Genomic DNA, 17,788 nt, shown 5'->3' with positions numbered 1-17,788 from the left:
GATATGAGAACGATAGATTGGAAGGAAGTTGAGAAAAATATAGAAAACGGCCGATTTCCTCAATGGTTAGTTACAGATCCGGAAATATACGAACTAGAAAAAGAAAGAATTTTCGGCAGAACATGGCAGTTTCTGGCGCACGAATCGGAATTAAAAGAACCAGGAAGCTTTGTTACGAGGATGATGGTCGATGACCCGATTATTTTAGTGAAAAATAAAAATGGAGAAATCAACGCATTTTTGAACTCTTGTTCTCATAGGGGTGTTCGTTTGTGTACAGAAGATTATGGAAATAAAAAAGCATTTTCATGCCCTTATCATGGCTGGACTTATAATTTAAACGGTGAACTGATCGGGGTTGTTGCAGGGAATAAAGTATTTGGGGAATCGATGGATAAAAGCGAGTGGGGACTGCGCCCAGTTCCTCGTGTTGAAAGCTATCAAGGAATGATTTTTGGAAATCTTGATCCTGACGCTATGTCTTTAGAAGATTATTTAGGCGAAATGAAATGGTATTTTGATATAATGCTTGGCCGGAGCGACGGAGGGATGGAAGTGAGGGGAGTCCCTCAACGATGGGTGGCAAAAGCAAATTGGAAAATGACAAGTGAAAATTTCGCGGCAGATCCTTACCATGTTCAAACGACTCATAGATCCGCCGTGGAATTGAAGCTTACACCGAGCGATCCTTTGTATGCATCATATGGACATCAAGTTGTTTTGTCAAACGGACATGGAATTAATGTAATTACATCTGCTACTGGAAGATCGAATAACATATACCAAGGTATGCCTGAATCGATGTGGTCGATGTTTGAGAAAAATTTAAATAAAGAACAATTGGACATTTTTTCTAGAGTTCAAAATTTTGTTGGCGGAGTTTTTCCAAATCTATCATTCTTAAGCTCTTGCAGCGGAACAGAAGGAACAAAGTATAATCATCTTCAATTTAGAGTATGGCGGCCGTTAGGGCCCGATCAAGTTGAAATTTGGATTTGGTATATGATTGATAAGGCGCTGCCGGAAGATTATAAGGAAAAATCGTACAAAGGCTTTATTGCAACGTTTGGCGCGGCAGGTACTCTTGAACAGGATGATACGGAAAATTGGGCTCGCATTGTTGAGGCCAGCCAAGGGTTAATGGCAAGAGATCGAAATCTCAGCTACAACAATATGCTCAACTACTTAATGGGATTAGATCACTTAGATCCGGATGAGAATTTTCCGGGACCGGGAAAAGCGTACCCAACTTGCTATACAGATCATATTGCAAGAAGTATGCATAAATACTGGCTGGAGCTGATTACGAAAGAGCCAGAGGTGAAATCTCATGAATAGTGATATTCAATATGAAATTTCTCAATTTTTATATTATGAGGCCTATTTGCTTGACCACCGAAAATATCGGGAATGGCTTGAATTGCTTGATGATGATATTCAATACACGATGCCCCTGCGGGTAACTGTTGATAACAAAATGGGAAGCAATTTGAATACTGAAATGACTTATTTTGCAGATTCGAAAAAGGACATAGAGATAAAGGTCGAAAGACTTTATACGAAATCAGCCTGGGTTGAAAACCCGCCTACAAGGCAGAGGCATTTTATAAGCAATGTGGTCGTTGAGCCTGGCTTTAGCTCTAATGAATATAAGGTTAGAAGTTATTTTCTATTTAAGCGCAGCCGAAGTTCAGAAGCAAAAACCGAGGAATTGTTCGGAGAAAGAGAAGATATTATTCGGAAAGTGAATGGAAAATGGAAAATAGCAAAACGAACTGTGTATCCAGATCAGTCCGTATTATCTGTCATGAATGTCAGTATGTTTTTATAAAAAACGTGTATGTGCCAATATATTTTTTTTGCCCATTTCCCGAATTATCAACATATTTAGGCTGTTTGCTGCTTGATTTCTGTGCAGAAGAAAATGATTGGAAAGGATTTATGAAGCTTCTATATTTTCTGTAAAGGCGGAAATAGCTTAAAGGAAATGATAGATTTGCTGATATTCCAATCGTTTAGTTTATGATTCGAAATGTTTAACGGCTTTTTTTGCTTTGATTACAATTGGGCATAAATTTGCCAGCTTGCCATGTTTAGATGCATAAAACGCGAGAGAGTTATATTAGCTCCCTCGCGTCGGGCATTCATTCATGATGTACTAGACTTAAAAAATGAATGATCGTGTGTTCGTCTTCATGAAAGCTCATTTTATCATTTGCCTTCCAGCTGTTGTTTTATAACTTCCAGCGTCCAATATTTCGGCGGTTTTTCTGCTTCTAATTTTGTCAAGCATTCCCGGTGGATTTCGGCAACTCGTTCTGGTGTGATGACGTCAGCAGGATCCACTTCTATAATTTTTACTGTACTTTTATCTTCGTAAAGATGCTCTCCCTTAAGTCTCCCCGTTTCATCATACGGCCATAAAAATACTTGACGGCTTGAGTAATGATAAATTTTGTCCGGATCATCTACTTCAAATCCTAAATCAAGCAATCCTTGGCCTTTAATTAATTGGTGGAAAGTCAGTTCATCTGCAATTCCCCAATCAGCCACAGCCAGCAAGTCATCAGAATGCCAAAGTACTGATTTTGATGCAATATGATAGAAGTTGAGGACTCCTTCCTTTCCTTCAATAACAGCAGGCTCGCTTCCCCAAGTAACACGATAAACGGGGTGATCGACCATCATATCGGAAGAAACAATTTCATTGAACATGCCGGCGCCTTCCAGATGCACGTGTCGGCGGAAGTTTTCAAGAATCGCAATATGCAGTGGATTGGTTGTTTTAGCCAGCAATTCTTCAACGGGTTTCATGCAATTATAAATTTGTTCTTCAAATTTATTCATATTATTCTCCCCCCTCTTTTTGTTAACGCTTACATTTTTAACAGAATCAATTCTGTTCATTACTGATATCTTATATAAAATTTCCTGAAAATTTATTAAATATTATGATAATTTTGATAAAAAATGCTAATAGTTTGTGGTGAGGGGGGACGGAAATGGGGGAAGTTTTAGACTCCAACGAAATGATGAAATTTTTGCCTGAATCTGGGCAATCTTAAATACTTTGCGAAATCATTTAATTTCAGCTTTAGGTCTCGACAGAGCTAAAGGTTTTTTATTACGGTATGGCTGGGATTGTGGCAATAATTTTTCAAATCATTTAAGAAGGAAAGATGCTTATCATACGCTGACATTGAAAGAACTGTTTATCGCTTGTTCGCATATGCACGGCATAACGGCTGATTTAGGCATTTCAGTTAAAGAGCTGTATATCGACCCTGTAACAAAAGATTATTATTCAGAAGGCTATTGGAAGCATTCACAAGAAGCTGAACACCATATTGCAACCTTTGGATTATCTTCTGATCCAGTATGTTTTACACTAATAGGATTTGCAGGCGGATATGTGAGCAATCATTTGGGTAGAAAAGTAATTTTTAAAGAAGTTGAGTGTGAAGGAAAGGGTGATCCGCATTGTCATTGGATTGCCAAACCGGTTTTAGGATTGGGGAGAAGAAATCGAAAAAGAGCTGCCTTATTAGGAAAATTTAGGACAAGAGCTAGACAAAGCTTTTATAAGGATAGAAAAGCAGAAAGAAATGTTTAAGAAAGCTCTTATGATTAATGAAAAGTTGACAAATTCGCTATTAAACGGGTGTGGACTAAAGGGGATATTGAACACTTTAGCGGTTGAGATGAATTGTGCTCTTCTGCTGGAAAACTCTCACCGTCAGTTGATTGAAGCGAGCGATTCGCTTCGAAAAATTTATTTAAACAGCGCTGATTATGTGTGGGAGAAAGTGGAAACAGTAGATATAAAAGAAAAATGTAATACGAATCGGGTAAAAGTTTCTTCAGCAAAAGGCTATACATTTGAAAAATTAATATCTCCTGTTTTTGTAAGAAACAACATTTTTGGTTATGTTTCACTAATTCGTGAATCAGAAGGCTTTTCGGAATTGGACTATATCGTCATTGAAAAGGCGGCATCCATTTGTGCTATGCAAATAATAAATGAAACTTCTGCGTTTGAAAACGAACAGCGAATTAAAGGAGAATTGCTGAACGCCGTTTTTAGGGGGGAATTTTCAGAAGAAGAGCTTACTTACCGATTAAAATTAATGGGATACAATCTTAATCAACCGCAATATGTGTTTTTGTTTCATCTGGACAGCGGCCAAGAGTTTAATCGAAAAGAGCTTGAAGATTCGCTTAATCATGATAAAACTGCAGCAGCTGAAAACTTAAATAAATTGTTCAAGCAGCAAGGTTTTGCATGTATAATGACAACAAAAGTCAATCAGCTGATTGCTGTTATTCCTGAAGATTTTATCCGTCAATTTTCATCTGAAGTTTCATGCGGGCAATGGCTAATTGATCAGATTTTCTCCGAGATTAAAACTTTTGAAATGAAATTGGGGATCAGCAGTTTATGTCAGCAAGCATCAGATTTGAAAAAAGGATTAAAAGAAGCAGAAAAAACAATTAAGATTATGAAGTTTTCTAAAAGCAATGCGAAAGTCAAAGCATTTTAGGAGCTTTTAGCGGTTGCGAAGTTAATATGCTCTGAAAATTTACCAGGAATGGAAGCCCTTTCACATACAATGCTTCAAAAAATAAAAAACTACGATGACAAGCATGCTCAGATTTATTAGAAACGCTTTATTGGTATGTTGAAAATAACGGACATCTATATAAAACAACCGAAAGAATGCATGTTTCATTAGGGTATGTTCGTTACCGACTGAAGAGGATGCGAGAAATTGGCGGGTTTGATTTATCGTCGAGCCAAGGCTTCTTTGATGTTTATGCTGCGGTCAATATGTATCTTTTCTTAGGGCTCATTGAAGTCAAAATGAAATAAAGCGCAAGTTTTATAATCATAACAATTTGTCCAATAAACTCTACTCCCTCTTGCACGCTCAGGCTGCTTCAGAGGATTTTCATCAGAAAATACAATCCATTCAGGAAATTTGCAAAAATGATTATCCGATTTTTTAAGTGAACGCTATTTTAAAAATTTTACAATGGGTTTATTGTGCTAGGAACGTTTTTTTCTACACGGTCGAGAAAATAAACCCCAATACTTTTTAAATGGGGGAATTTACCCCCTTCTCCCGCAAATTTCTTCAATAAATTACAAATCTTTACATTATTCGTAAGAGTATGGTACTATTAATACTACTAAAACTCGTAAAAAATGGGGTTACTGAAAAATGAATAAAATGAATATTCTATCTATTAAAATAGAAAATGAACGAGCATATATGATTTCATTGGCTGAGAAATATGGATATACATCTGAGGTTGTGTTAAAAATCAGCCAGGAACTTGATAAGCTGATTCATCAATACCAAATCGAGCTCTTAAAAAAAACGAAGTGAACTTGGCAGTATATTGATAAAATTATCTCCCATCTTGAATCAAAATGGTATCTACCTTTCAGCTTTCAAATTGGGCAATCGTAAGAATGGCAGCTCTTTTGATTTTCCGACACATATTTTAGATTCCCGGAGTATACCGCTGTTCTTGTTCTATGAGCCCCAAGATAGAATATGAAAACATCATCTTTTCGTTTGTCAATTGGCTGTTTTTACAAAGTTTCACCACTGCTTTTTTATTTGTAAAGGTTAAATCACGGCGCAGGAAGAAGGTTTAGAAGATGGATAAACAGGCCGTCAGGGAAAAAATATGGACTCAGCTTGAAAAAGAGAAGCTTGGACGCTTTCCGTTTCCGCTGAAAAATAGAATTCCAAATTTCAAAGGAGCTGAACAAGCTGCAAAAATTGTTGCTTCGATGCCTGAATATAAATCGGCAAACGTCGTAAAGGTGAACCCTGATGCTCCGCAGCTTCCAATTCGGACGAAAGTGCTAATTGATGGAAAGACTCTTCTTATGCCAACTCCAAGATTAAAATCCGGTTTTATCATGGTGAAGCCTGAATGGGTGCCAAAAGGAGAAGAGAGAAAAGCCGCCAGCTTGAAACATATGAATACGTTCGGAAGGGAGATCTCTCTCGATCAGCTGCCAACTATTGATTTCATCGTGGTTGGATCGGTTGCAGTCCATAGGGACGGGCGCAGAATTGGAAAAGGCGAAGGATATGCTGATCGCGAATATGCCATTATTCGGGAGCTTGGGCAGCCTTCTGTTCCTGTCGTCACGACTGTTCATAGCATTCAGCTGGTAGAAGACGATTTTCCTATTGATCCGTATGATTTGACGGTTGATTGGATTGCTACAGAAAAAGAATTGATCAAAACGAACACTCCTTATTCAAAGCCGGAAGGAATCATTTGGGAACAAGTAAGTGAAGAAGAGAAAGAACAAATGCCTGTTTTAAAAGAAATTTGGGCAATGCTATACAAGCGTTCTTAACGATCATTCCCTTGCATTTACTTTATTTAGCATGACGTCATCCCATTCATTTAGAAGCAGGAAAACTAGGAATACTCCACATAAAATTTGTGAAAATTCTAAAATTTATATTCCTGCTTCTTTTCTCAGAAGAAAACGGAACAATGTACAATAAATTTTAAACAGTTTGAAAACGAATCGTTTTTTTCTGCTATTAGGCAATTGTATAATAGAGTTAGAAGTGCAGATATGATGATTGGGAGGCCTATAAATGCAAGGGGAGACGATGCATCCAAAATTAGAAAAAATTGTCGAAAATGTTGAAAAAGTTATTGTAGGAAAGAGTGAACTGGTCATTTTAAGTTTGTCGGCATTGCTTGCTGGAGGGCATGTGCTTCTCGAAGATGTACCCGGAGTTGGAAAAACGATGATGGTGAAGGCATTGGCAAAGTCTGTTGGGGCTGATTTTAAAAGAATTCAGTTTACACCTGATTTACTGCCTTCAGACGTTACTGGAGTATCGATATATAATCCGAAAACGATTGAATTTGAATACCGACCAGGACCGATTATGGCTAATATTATTTTGGCCGATGAAATAAATCGAAGCTCACCAAAGACCCAATCCGCCTTGCTTGAAGGCATGGAGGAAGGGAGTGTCACCATTGATGGCGTGACAATGCCGCTTGAAAAACCTTTTTTCGTTATGGCGACACAAAATCCGGTTGAGTATGAAGGAACTTATCCGTTGCCGGAGGCTCAATTGGATCGATTTTTGCTAAAACTGAAAATGGGCTATCCTTCCGTTACAGAAGAAGTAGAAGTGTTGACAAGAGCTGAAAAAGGACAGCCGCTTGATGAACTAACGTCAGTCATCACCAAAGACGAATTAACGACACTTCAGGAAGAAATCAAACAAGTATATGTAGATGATACGATTAAACATTATATTGTAGACATCGTAAATAAGACGCGGAACCATGATTCCGTCTATTTAGGAGTCAGTCCCCGTGGTTCTGTTGCGCTTATGAAGGCATCTCAGGCGTATGCGTTTATTCATGCCCGAGATTATGTGATCCCCGATGATGTTCAATATTTATCCATGCATGTCCTGCCTCATCGCATTATTTTAACATCTGAAGCGCGTTATGAAGGGAAAACAGCTGAACAAATAATTGAAGATATTCTTGCCGAAATCCCTGTGCCTGTAGTGAGGTCGCTGTGAAATCAATGAAAAGCTTGCTAAAAGGCACACGGCTGGCGTGGAACCTTGCTTTTTTAATATTGCTTGTGGCGGCTTCCTTTGCATATGCCATTTTTCAAGGAGGATTTGTCAGCTGGTTTTTATTGTATTCATTGCTGCCGTTTGTTGTTTATTCTGTTGCGTTGGCTCTCTATCCGCTGAAGAAGCTGCGAGTTCGGCGCAAATTAACTAAAACAGAATTCCAAGCAGGTGAACCGCTTGTTTGTACTATCGAAATTGAACAGCCGTTTCCCTTCCCTTTTTTCTTTGGAATCGTTGAGGATGTCCTTCCTGAAAAGCTGAAAAATTCGGGATCAGCGAAGATTGTATTGTTTCCTTGGTGGAAAAAACGTTTTTCATTCCAATATTCGTTATCTAATCTTCCGAGGGGATCCCATCATTTTGAAACAGTGCGATTTAAAACAGGAGATTTGTTTGGAATCATTGAAAGAGAAAACATTTATTCGGCAAAAAATCACATTGTGGTCTATCCGCCATTTTTTGAGTTTCAGTACCGTCCCCAACAACTTTCACTTGAAAAGGATGCAGGTTTTGCCAGAACACGATATATAAAAGATGTTTCGATCGTTGCTGGGGTAAGGGAATATGAACCGGGAGATAAATTATCGTGGATAGACTGGAAGGCGACAGCGAGACGCCATTCGATCATGACAAAGGAATTTGAGCAGCTGAATAGCCAACAAATTGTTTGTTTCATCGATCGAACAAAGTCATCGTCATTTGAAGAGCTTATCTCATTTACAGCTTCGTTCTCTAAAGCAGTGCTCAAAAACGGTTCCAAGCTCGGGGTAGTTTCGGTTGGGAAAACGAAGAAAGTTTTTCCTATATCAAATCATGAGCATCATTGGAAGCATATCCTGTATCATTTGGCAGTAGCGGATTGCGATGGTGAGGACGAGTTTATCAACCAGCTTTTAGAGGAATTGAACAAATGGGGACAGCATTCATCTATCATGATTATGACAAGTCATTTACACCCTTCCTTGATTGACAAGCTTCTAGCGTTTCCGAAGCCGCGTCATGTCACCATTTGGCATGTGACAAAAGCGGTTGAAAAGCCGAGAAGAGATCAAGAACTAATAGATAAATTGCGGCGGCATTCGATAACTGTCCGCACTGTTGACGCCGGCATGTTCCGAGATGCAGCGCAAAGGGTGGGAAGCCGATAATGAAACAGCAAATCGTTAACTTTTGTTTATATTTGCTATCGTTTATTTTGCTGTGGGAATGGCTGCGGCCGCTTGAATATTCGACTGATTCTATCTATACCGTTATTTTCGTTATATTTATCGGAATTTCTCTCTTTTTTACATTTATGCAGCTAAAATGGTATATCTCGTATCCGGTTAAATTATGTTATATTTTCTTTTTTATTCATCAGCTGTTTTACAACGGCTCTGTTTTTGAAATAGGATGGATTTTAGAATTTATTCATGATCTTCGCTATAACTTAAACTTGATCACCGAAAGGTATTTCGGCGGAATGACTCCTCCATTCCGGACGTTTCTTTTCTTTGTATTATTGTGGCTGCTTGTCTATTTATTAAACTATTGGATTATTCAGAGAAAAAGAATTTTATTATTTTTAATTTTAACTATTACGTATGTGGCAGTATTAGATACGTTTTCGCCATATGATGCAACTTATGCGATTATACGGTTAGCGGTGGTAGGATTTTTCCTTTTAGGTCTTCTTTATTTTGAAAGGATGATTTTTTCGGAGAAAATTCCGTTTAGGTCTATTTTGTATTGGAAATGGATTGTGCCGCTTTTGGCAATGATTGTTGTTTCCGCTGCGATCGGGTGGCTCGCTCCGAAAGCGGCCCCCCAATGGCCAGACCCTTTACCGTATTTTTCGAAGTATAAACAGGACGGAGAAGGGGAGCATTTGTCAAATTCGGTTGTCAAAAAAATCGGTTATGGTACCAATGATGAGCAATTGGGCGGTCCGTTCATTCCAAACGATGCACCTGCTTTTCGGGCGTATGTAGAAAGACAGCATTATTGGCGAGTTGAAACAAAAGATGTTTATACAGGAAAAGGCTGGATGACAAGTGACAGGCAATTTTCCATTGCAAATGGATTTATCGGTCCGTATTTAAACTTGACGAGTAGTCAGGTTCAAACGGAACAGCTTGTTTCGACTGTAGAAATTGAGCGCGAATATCCATATCAGCATATTATTTATCCGCTTGGATTGCAGGAAATTTCCAGTGATGCTGATCAATACCGCATCGATCATGTTACGGAGAATATATTCCCAATGTTTAATGAATCGGGGGAACGGCTTTCCAGTTATTCTTTGAAATATTCTTATCCCTTGTTTGAAATTGAAAAATTGCAGGCTGTTCACTCGAATGAAGGTGCTCCAAAAGAATTGGTTGAACGATATACGCAGCTTCCCGCAAGCCTTCCGGAACGCGTGAAAAATCTCGCTGTGGAGATTACAAAAGATAAAAACAACTTTTATGATAAAGCCAAGGCGGTTGAACAGTATTTTTTGAAAGAACCGTTTGTATATGAAACGAATGATGTGGCTGTCCCGGAATTGGATGAAGATTATGTCGATCAGTTTTTATTTGAAACGAAGAAAGGATATTGCGACAATTTTTCAACATCTATGGTTGTTCTTCTTCGGTCTGTCGGAATTCCGGCGCGCTGGGTAAAGGGATATACCCCAGGGCAGTTTGTGGAAACGACAAGCGAAGGATTGGAAGTGTATGAAGTAACTAGCAACAATGCCCATTCGTGGGTAGAGGTTTATTTTTCTGGATTTGGCTGGGTCCCTTTTGAACCGACGATCGGTTTTTCCAATCCGCAGGAATTTGCACATCAATCAGATGAAAATCAACAAGATTCATCCGCTGCCGAACAAGAACAAAGTCAGCCGCTTGAGGAAGAAAGTCAAGAACAAATCGATACGGATGATGCTAAGCAGCCAAAGGAATTCCCTTTTTCGCTATCACCAGCTGTTATTGTCTCCATCGGTTTCATCTTGTTGATAGCGGCATGTGTGTTAATACTTTTCAAAACGAGAAATAAATGGATGACCAGTTGGATGACTAGCTTCTATAAATGGAATCATGATGAGAAAGATTTTTTGAAAGCATACAGGCTTTTGCTTAAATCTCTGGAAAGATGTGGCTACAAACGGGAAAACGGGCAAACGTTAAGGGAATATGCAAAACAGATTGATCAAATGTTTGGAACAAATAGTATGTCGCAATTAACTTACATTTATGAGCGGGCGCTGTATCGGGGCGATGATCCAAGCAAGGAATGGGAGCAATCGAAAGAATTATGGGAAGATTTAATCAAAAAAACAACTTCTTGACCGGGTCTTGATCACTTGGTATGATAAGAAAAAATTCATAGCGGGAAGCTCCTTCGTATATCCTCGATAATATGGTTCGAGAGTCTCTACCGGGTTACCGTAAATAACCCGACTATGAAGGCAGAAGTTAGTAGATGTACTAGAATTCTGCCTTTTTTTCGGTAGAATTCTATTTTTTTGAAGTCAGATGTGAAACAATATATTGATCCATCAAAATAATGAGGTGAACACGTTGGAGAACATCCAAGACATGATCTTAGTGTTAGATTTCGGCAGCCAATACAATCAATTAATTACGCGCAGAATTCGCGAATTTGGTGTTTACAGCGAGCTTCATCCGCATACGCTGTCGATAGAAGATATCAAAAAAATGAATCCGAAAGGAATTATTTTGTCAGGGGGTCCAAACAGCGTATATGACGAAAAGTCTTTTCGCTGCGACGAGCGGATTTTTGAACTCGGGGTTCCAGTGCTCGGAATTTGCTATGGCATGCAATTAATGACCTATTTGCTCGGGGGAAAAGTGGAAAAGGCGAAGCACCGGGAATATGGGAAAGCAGCTTTACAAGTAAAGGAAAAATCGCCGTTGTTTGAAGGCTTGCCTGATGATCAAATCGTTTGGATGAGTCACGGGGATCTTGTGGCCGATATTCCGAACGGCTTTAAAGTAGACGCCGTTAGCCCATCATGTCCATTCGCCGCAATCAGCAATGATGAGCGGAACATGTACGGGGTTCAATTTCATCCCGAAGTGCGCCATACAGAATTTGGAAACGACCTATTGAAAAATTTCGTTTTCCGCATTTGCGGGTGCACAAATTCGTGGACGATGGAAAACTTTATTGAAATGCAAATAGAGAACATCCGCAAAACTGTCGGAAATAAGAAAGTGCTGTGCGCGCTAAGCGGCGGGGTGGACTCATCTGTTGTAGCCGTTTTAATCCATAAAGCGATCGGCAATCAATTAACGTGCATTTTTGTTGACCACGGACTCCTTCGCAAAGGGGAAGCGGAAAGCGTCATGAAGACGTTTAGCGAAGGGTTTAACATGAATGTCATTAAAGTAGATGCAAAAGACCGCTTTTTAGAAAAATTGAAGGGTGTTACTGACCCGGAAAAGAAAAGAAAAATCATCGGCAACGAGTTTATCTATGTTTTTGATGATGAAGCGGCAAAATTGGAGGGCATTGAGTTTCTTGCTCAAGGAACACTTTATACAGACATTATCGAAAGCGGTACGCAGACGGCGCAAACGATCAAATCGCATCACAATGTCGGCGGACTTCCGGAGGATATGAAATTTCAACTGATTGAACCATTGAATACACTCTTTAAAGACGAAGTTCGCGCACTTGGAACAGAGCTTGGTATTCCAGATGAAATCGTTTGGCGGCAGCCGTTCCCGGGACCAGGATTAGCCATTCGGGTTTTAGGAGAAGTAACGGAAGAAAAGCTAGAGATTGTTCGGGAATCCGATGCTATTTTACGAGAAGAAATTAAAAAAGCCGGATTAGAGCGGGACATTTGGCAATATTTCACCGTTTTGCCTAACATCCGCAGCGTAGGTGTGATGGGCGATGCCCGCACGTACGATCATACAATTGGAATCCGTGCTGTCACTTCAATTGACGGCATGACTTCAGATTGGGCTCGTATTCCGTGGGAAGTGCTGGAAGTGATCTCTACGCGGATTGTCAATGAAGTGCCGCACGTGAACCGAGTTGTCTACGATATTACAAGCAAGCCGCCGGCAACAATTGAATGGGAATAAATCTGACCAACTTGTATAAATCGGAATTATCATTTTTATATAATAAATATAAACATTCTCGTATAATTTCGGGAATATGGCCCGAAAGTTTCTACCAAGCTACCGTAAATAGCTTGACTACGAGGTGTTGACGGTTCGATGGCTGAAGGAGGAGAGGATCCTTTTCCTTTCTCACATTGGGCTTTCAGCAACCTCATGGTCAAGCGCATCCTTGGAATGGAGCGCTTATTTTTTTGCTTAAAGTTTTTTATACAGCCAATTGTAGGAGGACTTTATAATGAAAAAATATTTTCAATTTGATGAACTTGGCACTAATTACCGCAGGGAAATTATTGGCGGAATTACAACTTTTCTTTCAATGGCCTATATTTTGTTTGTCAATCCAGCAACGCTTTCATTAAGCTCTGTTGCTGATTTTCCCAATGAATTGAGAATGGATCAAGGAGCTGTCTTCACTGCGACCGCGTTGGCTGCAGCCATCGGGACGCTCATCATGGGTATTGTGGCACGGTATCCGGTAGCTCTTGCTCCCGGTATGGGATTGAACGCGTTCTTTGCTTTTACTGTCGTTTTGACGTACGGCATCCCTTGGCAAACAGCCCTTTCAGGTGTTCTTGTTTCAGGTCTCTTTCTTGTCTTGCTGACGCTTAGCGGATTGCGGGAAAAAATTATTGATTCCATTCCGCCGGAGCTGAAGCATGCAGTCGGTGCGGGAATCGGATTGTTTATCACATTTATCGGTTTTCAAAATGCAGGCATAATTGTTAATGATGACGCTGTTCTTGTCGGCTTGGGAGACTTGCGGAATGGAAATACTCTTCTATCTATTTTTGGATTAACTATTACGATTATTTTAATGGTTCGGCAAGTGAAAGGCGGCGTGTTTTACGGCATGGTGATTACGGCCGTTGTCGGAATGATTTTTGGCCTTGTTCCAAAACCGGATAAAATTATTGGGGAAATTCCGAGCTTGGCTCCGACGTTTGGAGTAGCTTTAGGACATTTAGGAGATATTTTTTCTTTACAAATGCTTGTCGTAATCTTAACGTTTATGTTTGTTGACTTTTTTGATACGGCAGGAACGCTGGTTGCGGTTGCCAATCAAGCAGGGTTATTGAAAAACAATAAACTTCCGCGAATCGGCAGAGCTTTAGTATCTGATTCAATGGGAACAGTTGTCGGAGCGATTTTAGGAACATCTTCAACCACTTCTTATGTAGAATCATCAGCAGGGGTTGCGGCAGGCGCGCGGACAGGTTTTGCTTCCATTATAACGGCAGGATGTTTCCTATTAGCTTTATTTTTCTCGCCGCTATTGAGCGTTATTACATCTTCTGTTACGGCTCCAGCGCTCATTATTGTCGGAGTTTTAATGGTATCATCTTTAGGGCATATAAAATGGGATCAGTTTGAAATTGCTGTTCCGGCGTTTTTAATCTTGATTACAATGCCATTAACGTACAGCATCGCAACCGGTATTGCTATCGGCTTTATTTTCTACCCGATCACGATGATTCTAAAAGGAAGAGGAAAAGAGATTCATCCGATTTTGTATGGTTTATCGATTGTATTTCTGCTTTATTTCATCTTTCTTGTCAATTAATAAGAAGTCGAAGGGTCAGACTGAAATGCTGTCTGATCCTTTTCTTTTGTTTTAGAAGGAAGTGAAAACGTCACAGATCATGATCAAGGTTCATCAAAACCCGAACATTCGGTGTTTAAAGAAAAATAATGTTCGATTTTATCGTTGACATAATGATTTTTCATTGTTAAGATGGAGTCGAAAACAGCATATGAAAACTAAAACCTCATATAATCTTGGGAATATGGCCCAAAAGTTTCTACCCAACAACCGTAAATTGTTGGACTATGAGGGAAAGTAATCGGCAAGATTTTTCAACTGAGCATACATATTGCTTATGCCCGGTTTGTGTTACTTTCCCTTATTGATAGGGAAAATGCAGAAGCGGGCTTTTTTTATGCCTTTCAATTATTGTCAAGATTTTTAACGAAGGTGGCAACCTATAATTAAAAATAAAGAGGGGAGCATCGCCATGAATCCTGTCGTTGGAGTGATAATGGGAAGCACTTCAGATTGGGAAACGATGAAGCATGCCTGTGAAATATTAGATGAGCTGAATATTCCTTATGAAAAAAAGGTTGTTTCTGCCCATCGCACACCTGATTGGATGTTTCAATATGCAAGCACTGCCAGGGATCGCGGAATTCAAGTGATCATTGCAGGCGCAGGCGGAGCAGCACACTTGCCGGGAATGGTTGCAGCGAAAACAACTCTCCCTGTCATCGGAGTTCCGGTTAAAACAAACGCGTTAAACGGACTGGATTCGCTGCTCTCGATCGTGCAAATGCCCGGCGGCGTGCCTGTTGCAACAGTGGCGATAGGAAAAGCGGGCGCGGTGAACGCTGGTCTGTTAGCGGCGCAAATTTTGTCAATCAATGATGCTGATGTTCAGCAAAAGCTTGAACAACGGCGAGAATATATAAGAAAAAACGTCATGGAAAGCAGTGATCAGCTTGTATAAAAAACTTTTGCCTCAAAGTACAATTGGAATCATTGGAGGCGGTCAACTAGGCAAATTTATGGCTATCGCTGCCAAAAATATGGGATATCGTGTGGCGGTGCTTGATCCAACACCGAATTCTCCATGCGGCCAAGTGAGCGACATTGAAATCACAGCCCGTTACGATGATTTGGATGCAATCAAAGAGCTTGCGAAGGTGAGCGATTGTATAACGTATGAATTTGAAAATATTGATTACGAGGCGTTAACTTGGCTTGAGCAAAACGCCTACTTGCCTCAAGGAAGCAGACTGCTCGCCATTACACAAGATCGCCAGACGGAAAAGGAAGCTGTGGCGAACGCTGGTGTGAAAGTTGCGCCGTATGAAGTCGTTGAATCAGAAGATGATTTTTATCAAGCCGTATCCAACATAGGCATCCCGAGTGTTTTAAAGACATGCCGCGGAGGATATGATGGGAAAGGCCAATTTGTACTAAAGCAAGAAGAAGATATAGAAGAAGCAAAAGCTTTGTTGAAGAACGGACGCTGTGTATTGGAAAAATGGATCGCGTTCGACAAAGAAATTTCGGTTATTGTCACTAGAAGCGTGACAGGTGAAGTCAGCACATTGCCTGTTGCCGAAAACATTCATGTTAACAATATTTTGCACGAAAGCATTGTACCTGCAAGAATTTCTGATTCGTTGAAGGAACAGGCGGAGGAAACAGCAAAAACATTGGCGGCGAAGCTTGGGCTGATTGGAACGCTGGCAGTTGAAATGTTTGTGGCAAACGATGAAATTTATATAAATGAGCTCGCCCCCCGGCCTCATAATTCAGGTCATTATTCATTAAATTTATGTGAAACATCGCAGTTTGAACAGCATATTCGCGCGATTTGCGGATTGCCTCTCGGAAACACGAAGCTCATTCATCAAGGAATTATGGTGAATATACTGGGCCAGCATCTAGAGCCTGTGTTGAAAAACGAAGAGCTGCTGAAAAAAGGGAAATTATTTTTATATGGAAAAGCGGAGGCAAAAATCAACAGAAAAATGGGACATATTACGTTCTTCAGTGATGAAATTGAGGAACTATTGACATATATCGAATCGACTCAAATTTGGAATGTTTGACAAGCTATTCATAAACAAGACGGAGAGATCAATAGGAGGTTGCAGGAATGATTGAACGATACACACGTCCTGAAATGGGCGCGATTTGGACGGAAGAAAACCGCTTTAAAGCTTGGCTTGAAGTGGAGATTTTAGCATGTGAAGCGTGGGCGGAGCTTGGTGTGATCCCGAATGAAGATGTAAAAAAACTGCGTGAACGTGCTTCATTTGATGTGAACCGAATTAAGCAAATTGAAGAGGAAACAAGGCACGACGTAGTGGCGTTTACCCGTGCTGTATCAGAAACGCTTGGCGACGAACGAAAATGGGTGCATTACGGATTGACCTCCACTGATGTCGTGGATACCGCTTTATCTTATTTGCTAAAGCAAGCGAACGAAATTTTACAAAAAGACTTGGAAAATTTCATCGCTATTTTAAGAGATAAAGCGTTGGAGCATAAATACACCGTCATGATGGGGCGTACGCACGGGGTGCATGCAGAACCGACAACGTTTGGTTTGAAATTGGCGCTATGGTATGAAGAAATGAAGCGAAATCTAGAGCGGTTTAAACGCGCAAGAGAAGAGATTGAAGTCGGCAAAATTTCCGGAGCAGTCGGCACTTATGCCAACATTGATCCGTTCGTGGAGCAGTATGTGTGTGAAAAACTCGGTTTAAAGCCGGCGCCGATTTCGACGCAAACATTGCAGCGTGATCGACATGCCGAGTACATGGCTACGCTTGCTTTAATTGCTACATCGATTGAAAAGTTTGCAGTTGAGATTCGCGGCTTGCAAAAGAGCGAAACTCGCGAGGTGGAGGAGTTTTTTGCCAAAGGACAGAAAGGTTCATCTGCAATGCCGCATAAGCGCAATCCGATCGGATCGGAAAACATGACAGGAATGGCAAGGGTCATTCGCGGAATGATGCTGACGGCTTACGAAAATGTTCCATTGTGGCATGAGCGCGACATATCTCATTCTTCGGCAGAGCGCATCATTTTGCCAGATGCTACGATCGCGTTGAACTACATGTTAAATCGATTTGGCAATATTGTGAAAAACTTGACGGTCTTCCCGGAAAATATGAAGCGCAATATGGAGAAAACGCTGGGATTGATCTACTCACAGCGGGTTTTGCTTGCGCTGATCAATAAAGGTATGACACGTGAAGAAGCATACGATTTAGTTCAGCCGAAAGCGATGGAAGCGTGGGAGCGCCAAGTTCCGTTTAGAGAGCTGATCGAAGCGGAAAAACAAATTACAACAGAGCTTTCGAAAGAAGAAATCGATGACTGCTTCGATTACAATTACCATTTGAAAAATGTGGATTACATTTTTAAACGCTGCGGGTTAGAACAGTAGATGTCCAAATGGGGCTCGGCAAATCGCAAAAACTGCCCTGCCCCTTGACATA

15 protein-coding genes and 3 riboswitches are annotated in these 17,788 nt (G+C 40.4%); of the genes, 14 read left to right on the top strand and 1 reads right to left on the bottom strand.

Annotated features, from left to right (window positions below; translation table 11 throughout):
• Positions 1-3: 3 nt before the first annotated feature.
• Complete coding sequence (locus NSU19_RS17780) at positions 4-1,338, top strand: aromatic ring-hydroxylating dioxygenase subunit alpha (RefSeq protein ID WP_094244350.1); 1,335 nt, start codon at positions 4-6, stop codon at positions 1,336-1,338.
• Complete coding sequence (locus NSU19_RS17775; protein WP_063388839.1) at positions 1,331-1,831, top strand: 3-phenylpropionate/cinnamic acid dioxygenase subunit beta; 501 nt, start codon at positions 1,331-1,333, stop codon at positions 1,829-1,831. The genes NSU19_RS17780 and NSU19_RS17775 overlap by 8 nt, the downstream gene beginning before the upstream one ends.
• Before the next feature lie 380 nt (positions 1,832-2,211).
• Here NSU19_RS17775 and NSU19_RS17770 read toward each other — a convergent pair whose 3' ends face one another.
• Positions 2,212-2,847 (bottom strand): hypothetical protein, encoded by a 636-nt coding sequence (locus tag NSU19_RS17770; RefSeq protein WP_339197757.1) that lies wholly within the window; start codon positions 2,845-2,847, stop codon positions 2,212-2,214.
• Positions 2,848-3,070: 223 nt separating this feature from the next.
• On the opposite strand from NSU19_RS17770, the gene NSU19_RS17765 reads away from it, so the two are divergent.
• The 12 genes from NSU19_RS17765 to purB all read left to right on the top strand — a co-directional run bounded on the left by NSU19_RS17765 (position 3,071) and on the right by purB (position 17,736).
• The gene (locus NSU19_RS17765) at positions 3,071-3,613 is read left to right on the top strand and encodes a V4R domain-containing protein (RefSeq protein WP_339197754.1); all 543 of its coding nucleotides are present in this window, start codon (positions 3,071-3,073) and stop codon (positions 3,611-3,613) included.
• Positions 3,606-4,541, top strand: coding sequence for a hypothetical protein (locus tag NSU19_RS17760; protein WP_339197751.1), 936 nt, complete (start codon positions 3,606-3,608; stop codon positions 4,539-4,541). The genes NSU19_RS17765 and NSU19_RS17760 overlap by 8 nt, the downstream gene beginning before the upstream one ends.
• A 681-nt stretch (positions 4,542-5,222) precedes the next feature.
• Positions 5,223-5,390, top strand: coding sequence for an aspartyl-phosphate phosphatase Spo0E family protein (locus NSU19_RS17755; protein ID WP_082829641.1), 168 nt, complete (start codon positions 5,223-5,225; stop codon positions 5,388-5,390).
• Positions 5,391-5,668: 278 nt separating this feature from the next.
• A complete protein-coding gene (locus NSU19_RS17750; RefSeq protein ID WP_144597442.1) occupies positions 5,669-6,385 on the top strand; it encodes a 5-formyltetrahydrofolate cyclo-ligase in 717 nt (238 codons plus the stop codon).
• A gap of 250 nt (positions 6,386-6,635) precedes the next feature.
• Positions 6,636-7,589: a MoxR family ATPase gene (locus NSU19_RS17745; protein WP_339197749.1), complete on the top strand. Its 954-nt coding sequence runs from the start codon at positions 6,636-6,638 to the stop codon at positions 7,587-7,589.
• A gap of 5 nt (positions 7,590-7,594) precedes the next feature.
• Positions 7,595-8,797 (top strand): DUF58 domain-containing protein, encoded by a 1,203-nt coding sequence (locus NSU19_RS17740; RefSeq protein ID WP_339200048.1) that lies wholly within the window; start codon positions 7,595-7,597, stop codon positions 8,795-8,797.
• On the top strand, positions 8,797-10,962 hold the full coding sequence (locus tag NSU19_RS17735) for a DUF4129 domain-containing transglutaminase family protein (protein ID WP_339197747.1): 2,166 nt from the start codon (positions 8,797-8,799) through the stop codon (positions 10,960-10,962). The genes NSU19_RS17740 and NSU19_RS17735 overlap by 1 nt, the downstream gene beginning before the upstream one ends.
• A 33-nt stretch (positions 10,963-10,995) precedes the next feature.
• A riboswitch (purine riboswitch) is annotated at positions 10,996-11,097 on the top strand.
• Positions 11,098-11,212: 115 nt separating this feature from the next.
• Positions 11,213-12,733, top strand: coding sequence for a glutamine-hydrolyzing GMP synthase (gene guaA, locus NSU19_RS17730; RefSeq protein WP_339200046.1), 1,521 nt, complete (start codon positions 11,213-11,215; stop codon positions 12,731-12,733).
• A gap of 38 nt (positions 12,734-12,771) precedes the next feature.
• Positions 12,772-12,873: riboswitch (purine riboswitch) on the top strand.
• A gap of 137 nt (positions 12,874-13,010) precedes the next feature.
• Positions 13,011-14,336, top strand: coding sequence for an NCS2 family permease (locus NSU19_RS17725; protein ID WP_339197745.1), 1,326 nt, complete (start codon positions 13,011-13,013; stop codon positions 14,334-14,336).
• Positions 14,337-14,521: 185 nt separating this feature from the next.
• A riboswitch (purine riboswitch) is annotated at positions 14,522-14,623 on the top strand.
• Between the two features lie 164 nt (positions 14,624-14,787).
• A complete protein-coding gene (gene purE / locus NSU19_RS17720; RefSeq protein ID WP_066252098.1) occupies positions 14,788-15,276 on the top strand; it encodes a 5-(carboxyamino)imidazole ribonucleotide mutase in 489 nt (162 codons plus the stop codon).
• Entirely contained in the window at positions 15,263-16,390 is a 1,128-nt protein-coding gene (gene purK / locus NSU19_RS17715; protein WP_198318573.1) for a 5-(carboxyamino)imidazole ribonucleotide synthase, read from the top strand. Before purE ends, purK begins: the two co-directional genes overlap by 14 nt.
• A gap of 47 nt (positions 16,391-16,437) precedes the next feature.
• Positions 16,438-17,736, top strand: a complete 1,299-nt coding sequence (gene purB / locus NSU19_RS17710; RefSeq protein ID WP_339197742.1) for an adenylosuccinate lyase — start codon at positions 16,438-16,440, stop codon at positions 17,734-17,736.
• The last annotated feature ends 52 nt before the right edge of the window (positions 17,737-17,788 follow it).

The organism is Aeribacillus sp. FSL k6-2211 (genome assembly GCF_037966125.1).
In the GTDB taxonomy this organism is placed as follows: Bacteria; Bacillota; Bacilli; order Bacillales; family Aeribacillaceae; genus Aeribacillus; species Aeribacillus composti.
The sequence above is the reverse complement of the archived record's forward strand: the minus strand, read 5'-3'. Positions and strand labels throughout refer to the sequence as shown.

Coding starts and splice junctions, on each gene's coding strand:
- NSU19_RS17740 (WP_339200048.1), top strand. CDS start 7,595: ATGAAAAGCTTGCTAAAAGGCACACGGCTGGCGTGGAACCTTGCTTTT.
- NSU19_RS17755 (WP_082829641.1), top strand. CDS start 5,223: ATGAATAAAATGAATATTCTATCTATTAAAATAGAAAATGAACGAGCA.
- NSU19_RS17725 (WP_339197745.1), top strand. CDS start 13,011: ATGAAAAAATATTTTCAATTTGATGAACTTGGCACTAATTACCGCAGG.
- NSU19_RS17780 (WP_094244350.1), top strand. CDS start 4: ATGAGAACGATAGATTGGAAGGAAGTTGAGAAAAATATAGAAAACGGC.
- NSU19_RS17750 (WP_144597442.1), top strand. CDS start 5,669: ATGGATAAACAGGCCGTCAGGGAAAAAATATGGACTCAGCTTGAAAAA.
- purB (WP_339197742.1), top strand. CDS start 16,438: ATGATTGAACGATACACACGTCCTGAAATGGGCGCGATTTGGACGGAA.
- NSU19_RS17775 (WP_063388839.1), top strand. CDS start 1,331: ATGAATAGTGATATTCAATATGAAATTTCTCAATTTTTATATTATGAG.
- purE (WP_066252098.1), top strand. CDS start 14,788: ATGAATCCTGTCGTTGGAGTGATAATGGGAAGCACTTCAGATTGGGAA.
- guaA (WP_339200046.1), top strand. CDS start 11,213: ATGATCTTAGTGTTAGATTTCGGCAGCCAATACAATCAATTAATTACG.
- NSU19_RS17760 (WP_339197751.1), top strand. CDS start 3,606: ATGTTTAAGAAAGCTCTTATGATTAATGAAAAGTTGACAAATTCGCTA.
- NSU19_RS17770 (WP_339197757.1), bottom strand. CDS start 2,847: ATGAATAAATTTGAAGAACAAATTTATAATTGCATGAAACCCGTTGAA.
- NSU19_RS17745 (WP_339197749.1), top strand. CDS start 6,636: ATGCAAGGGGAGACGATGCATCCAAAATTAGAAAAAATTGTCGAAAAT.
- NSU19_RS17735 (WP_339197747.1), top strand. CDS start 8,797: ATGAAACAGCAAATCGTTAACTTTTGTTTATATTTGCTATCGTTTATT.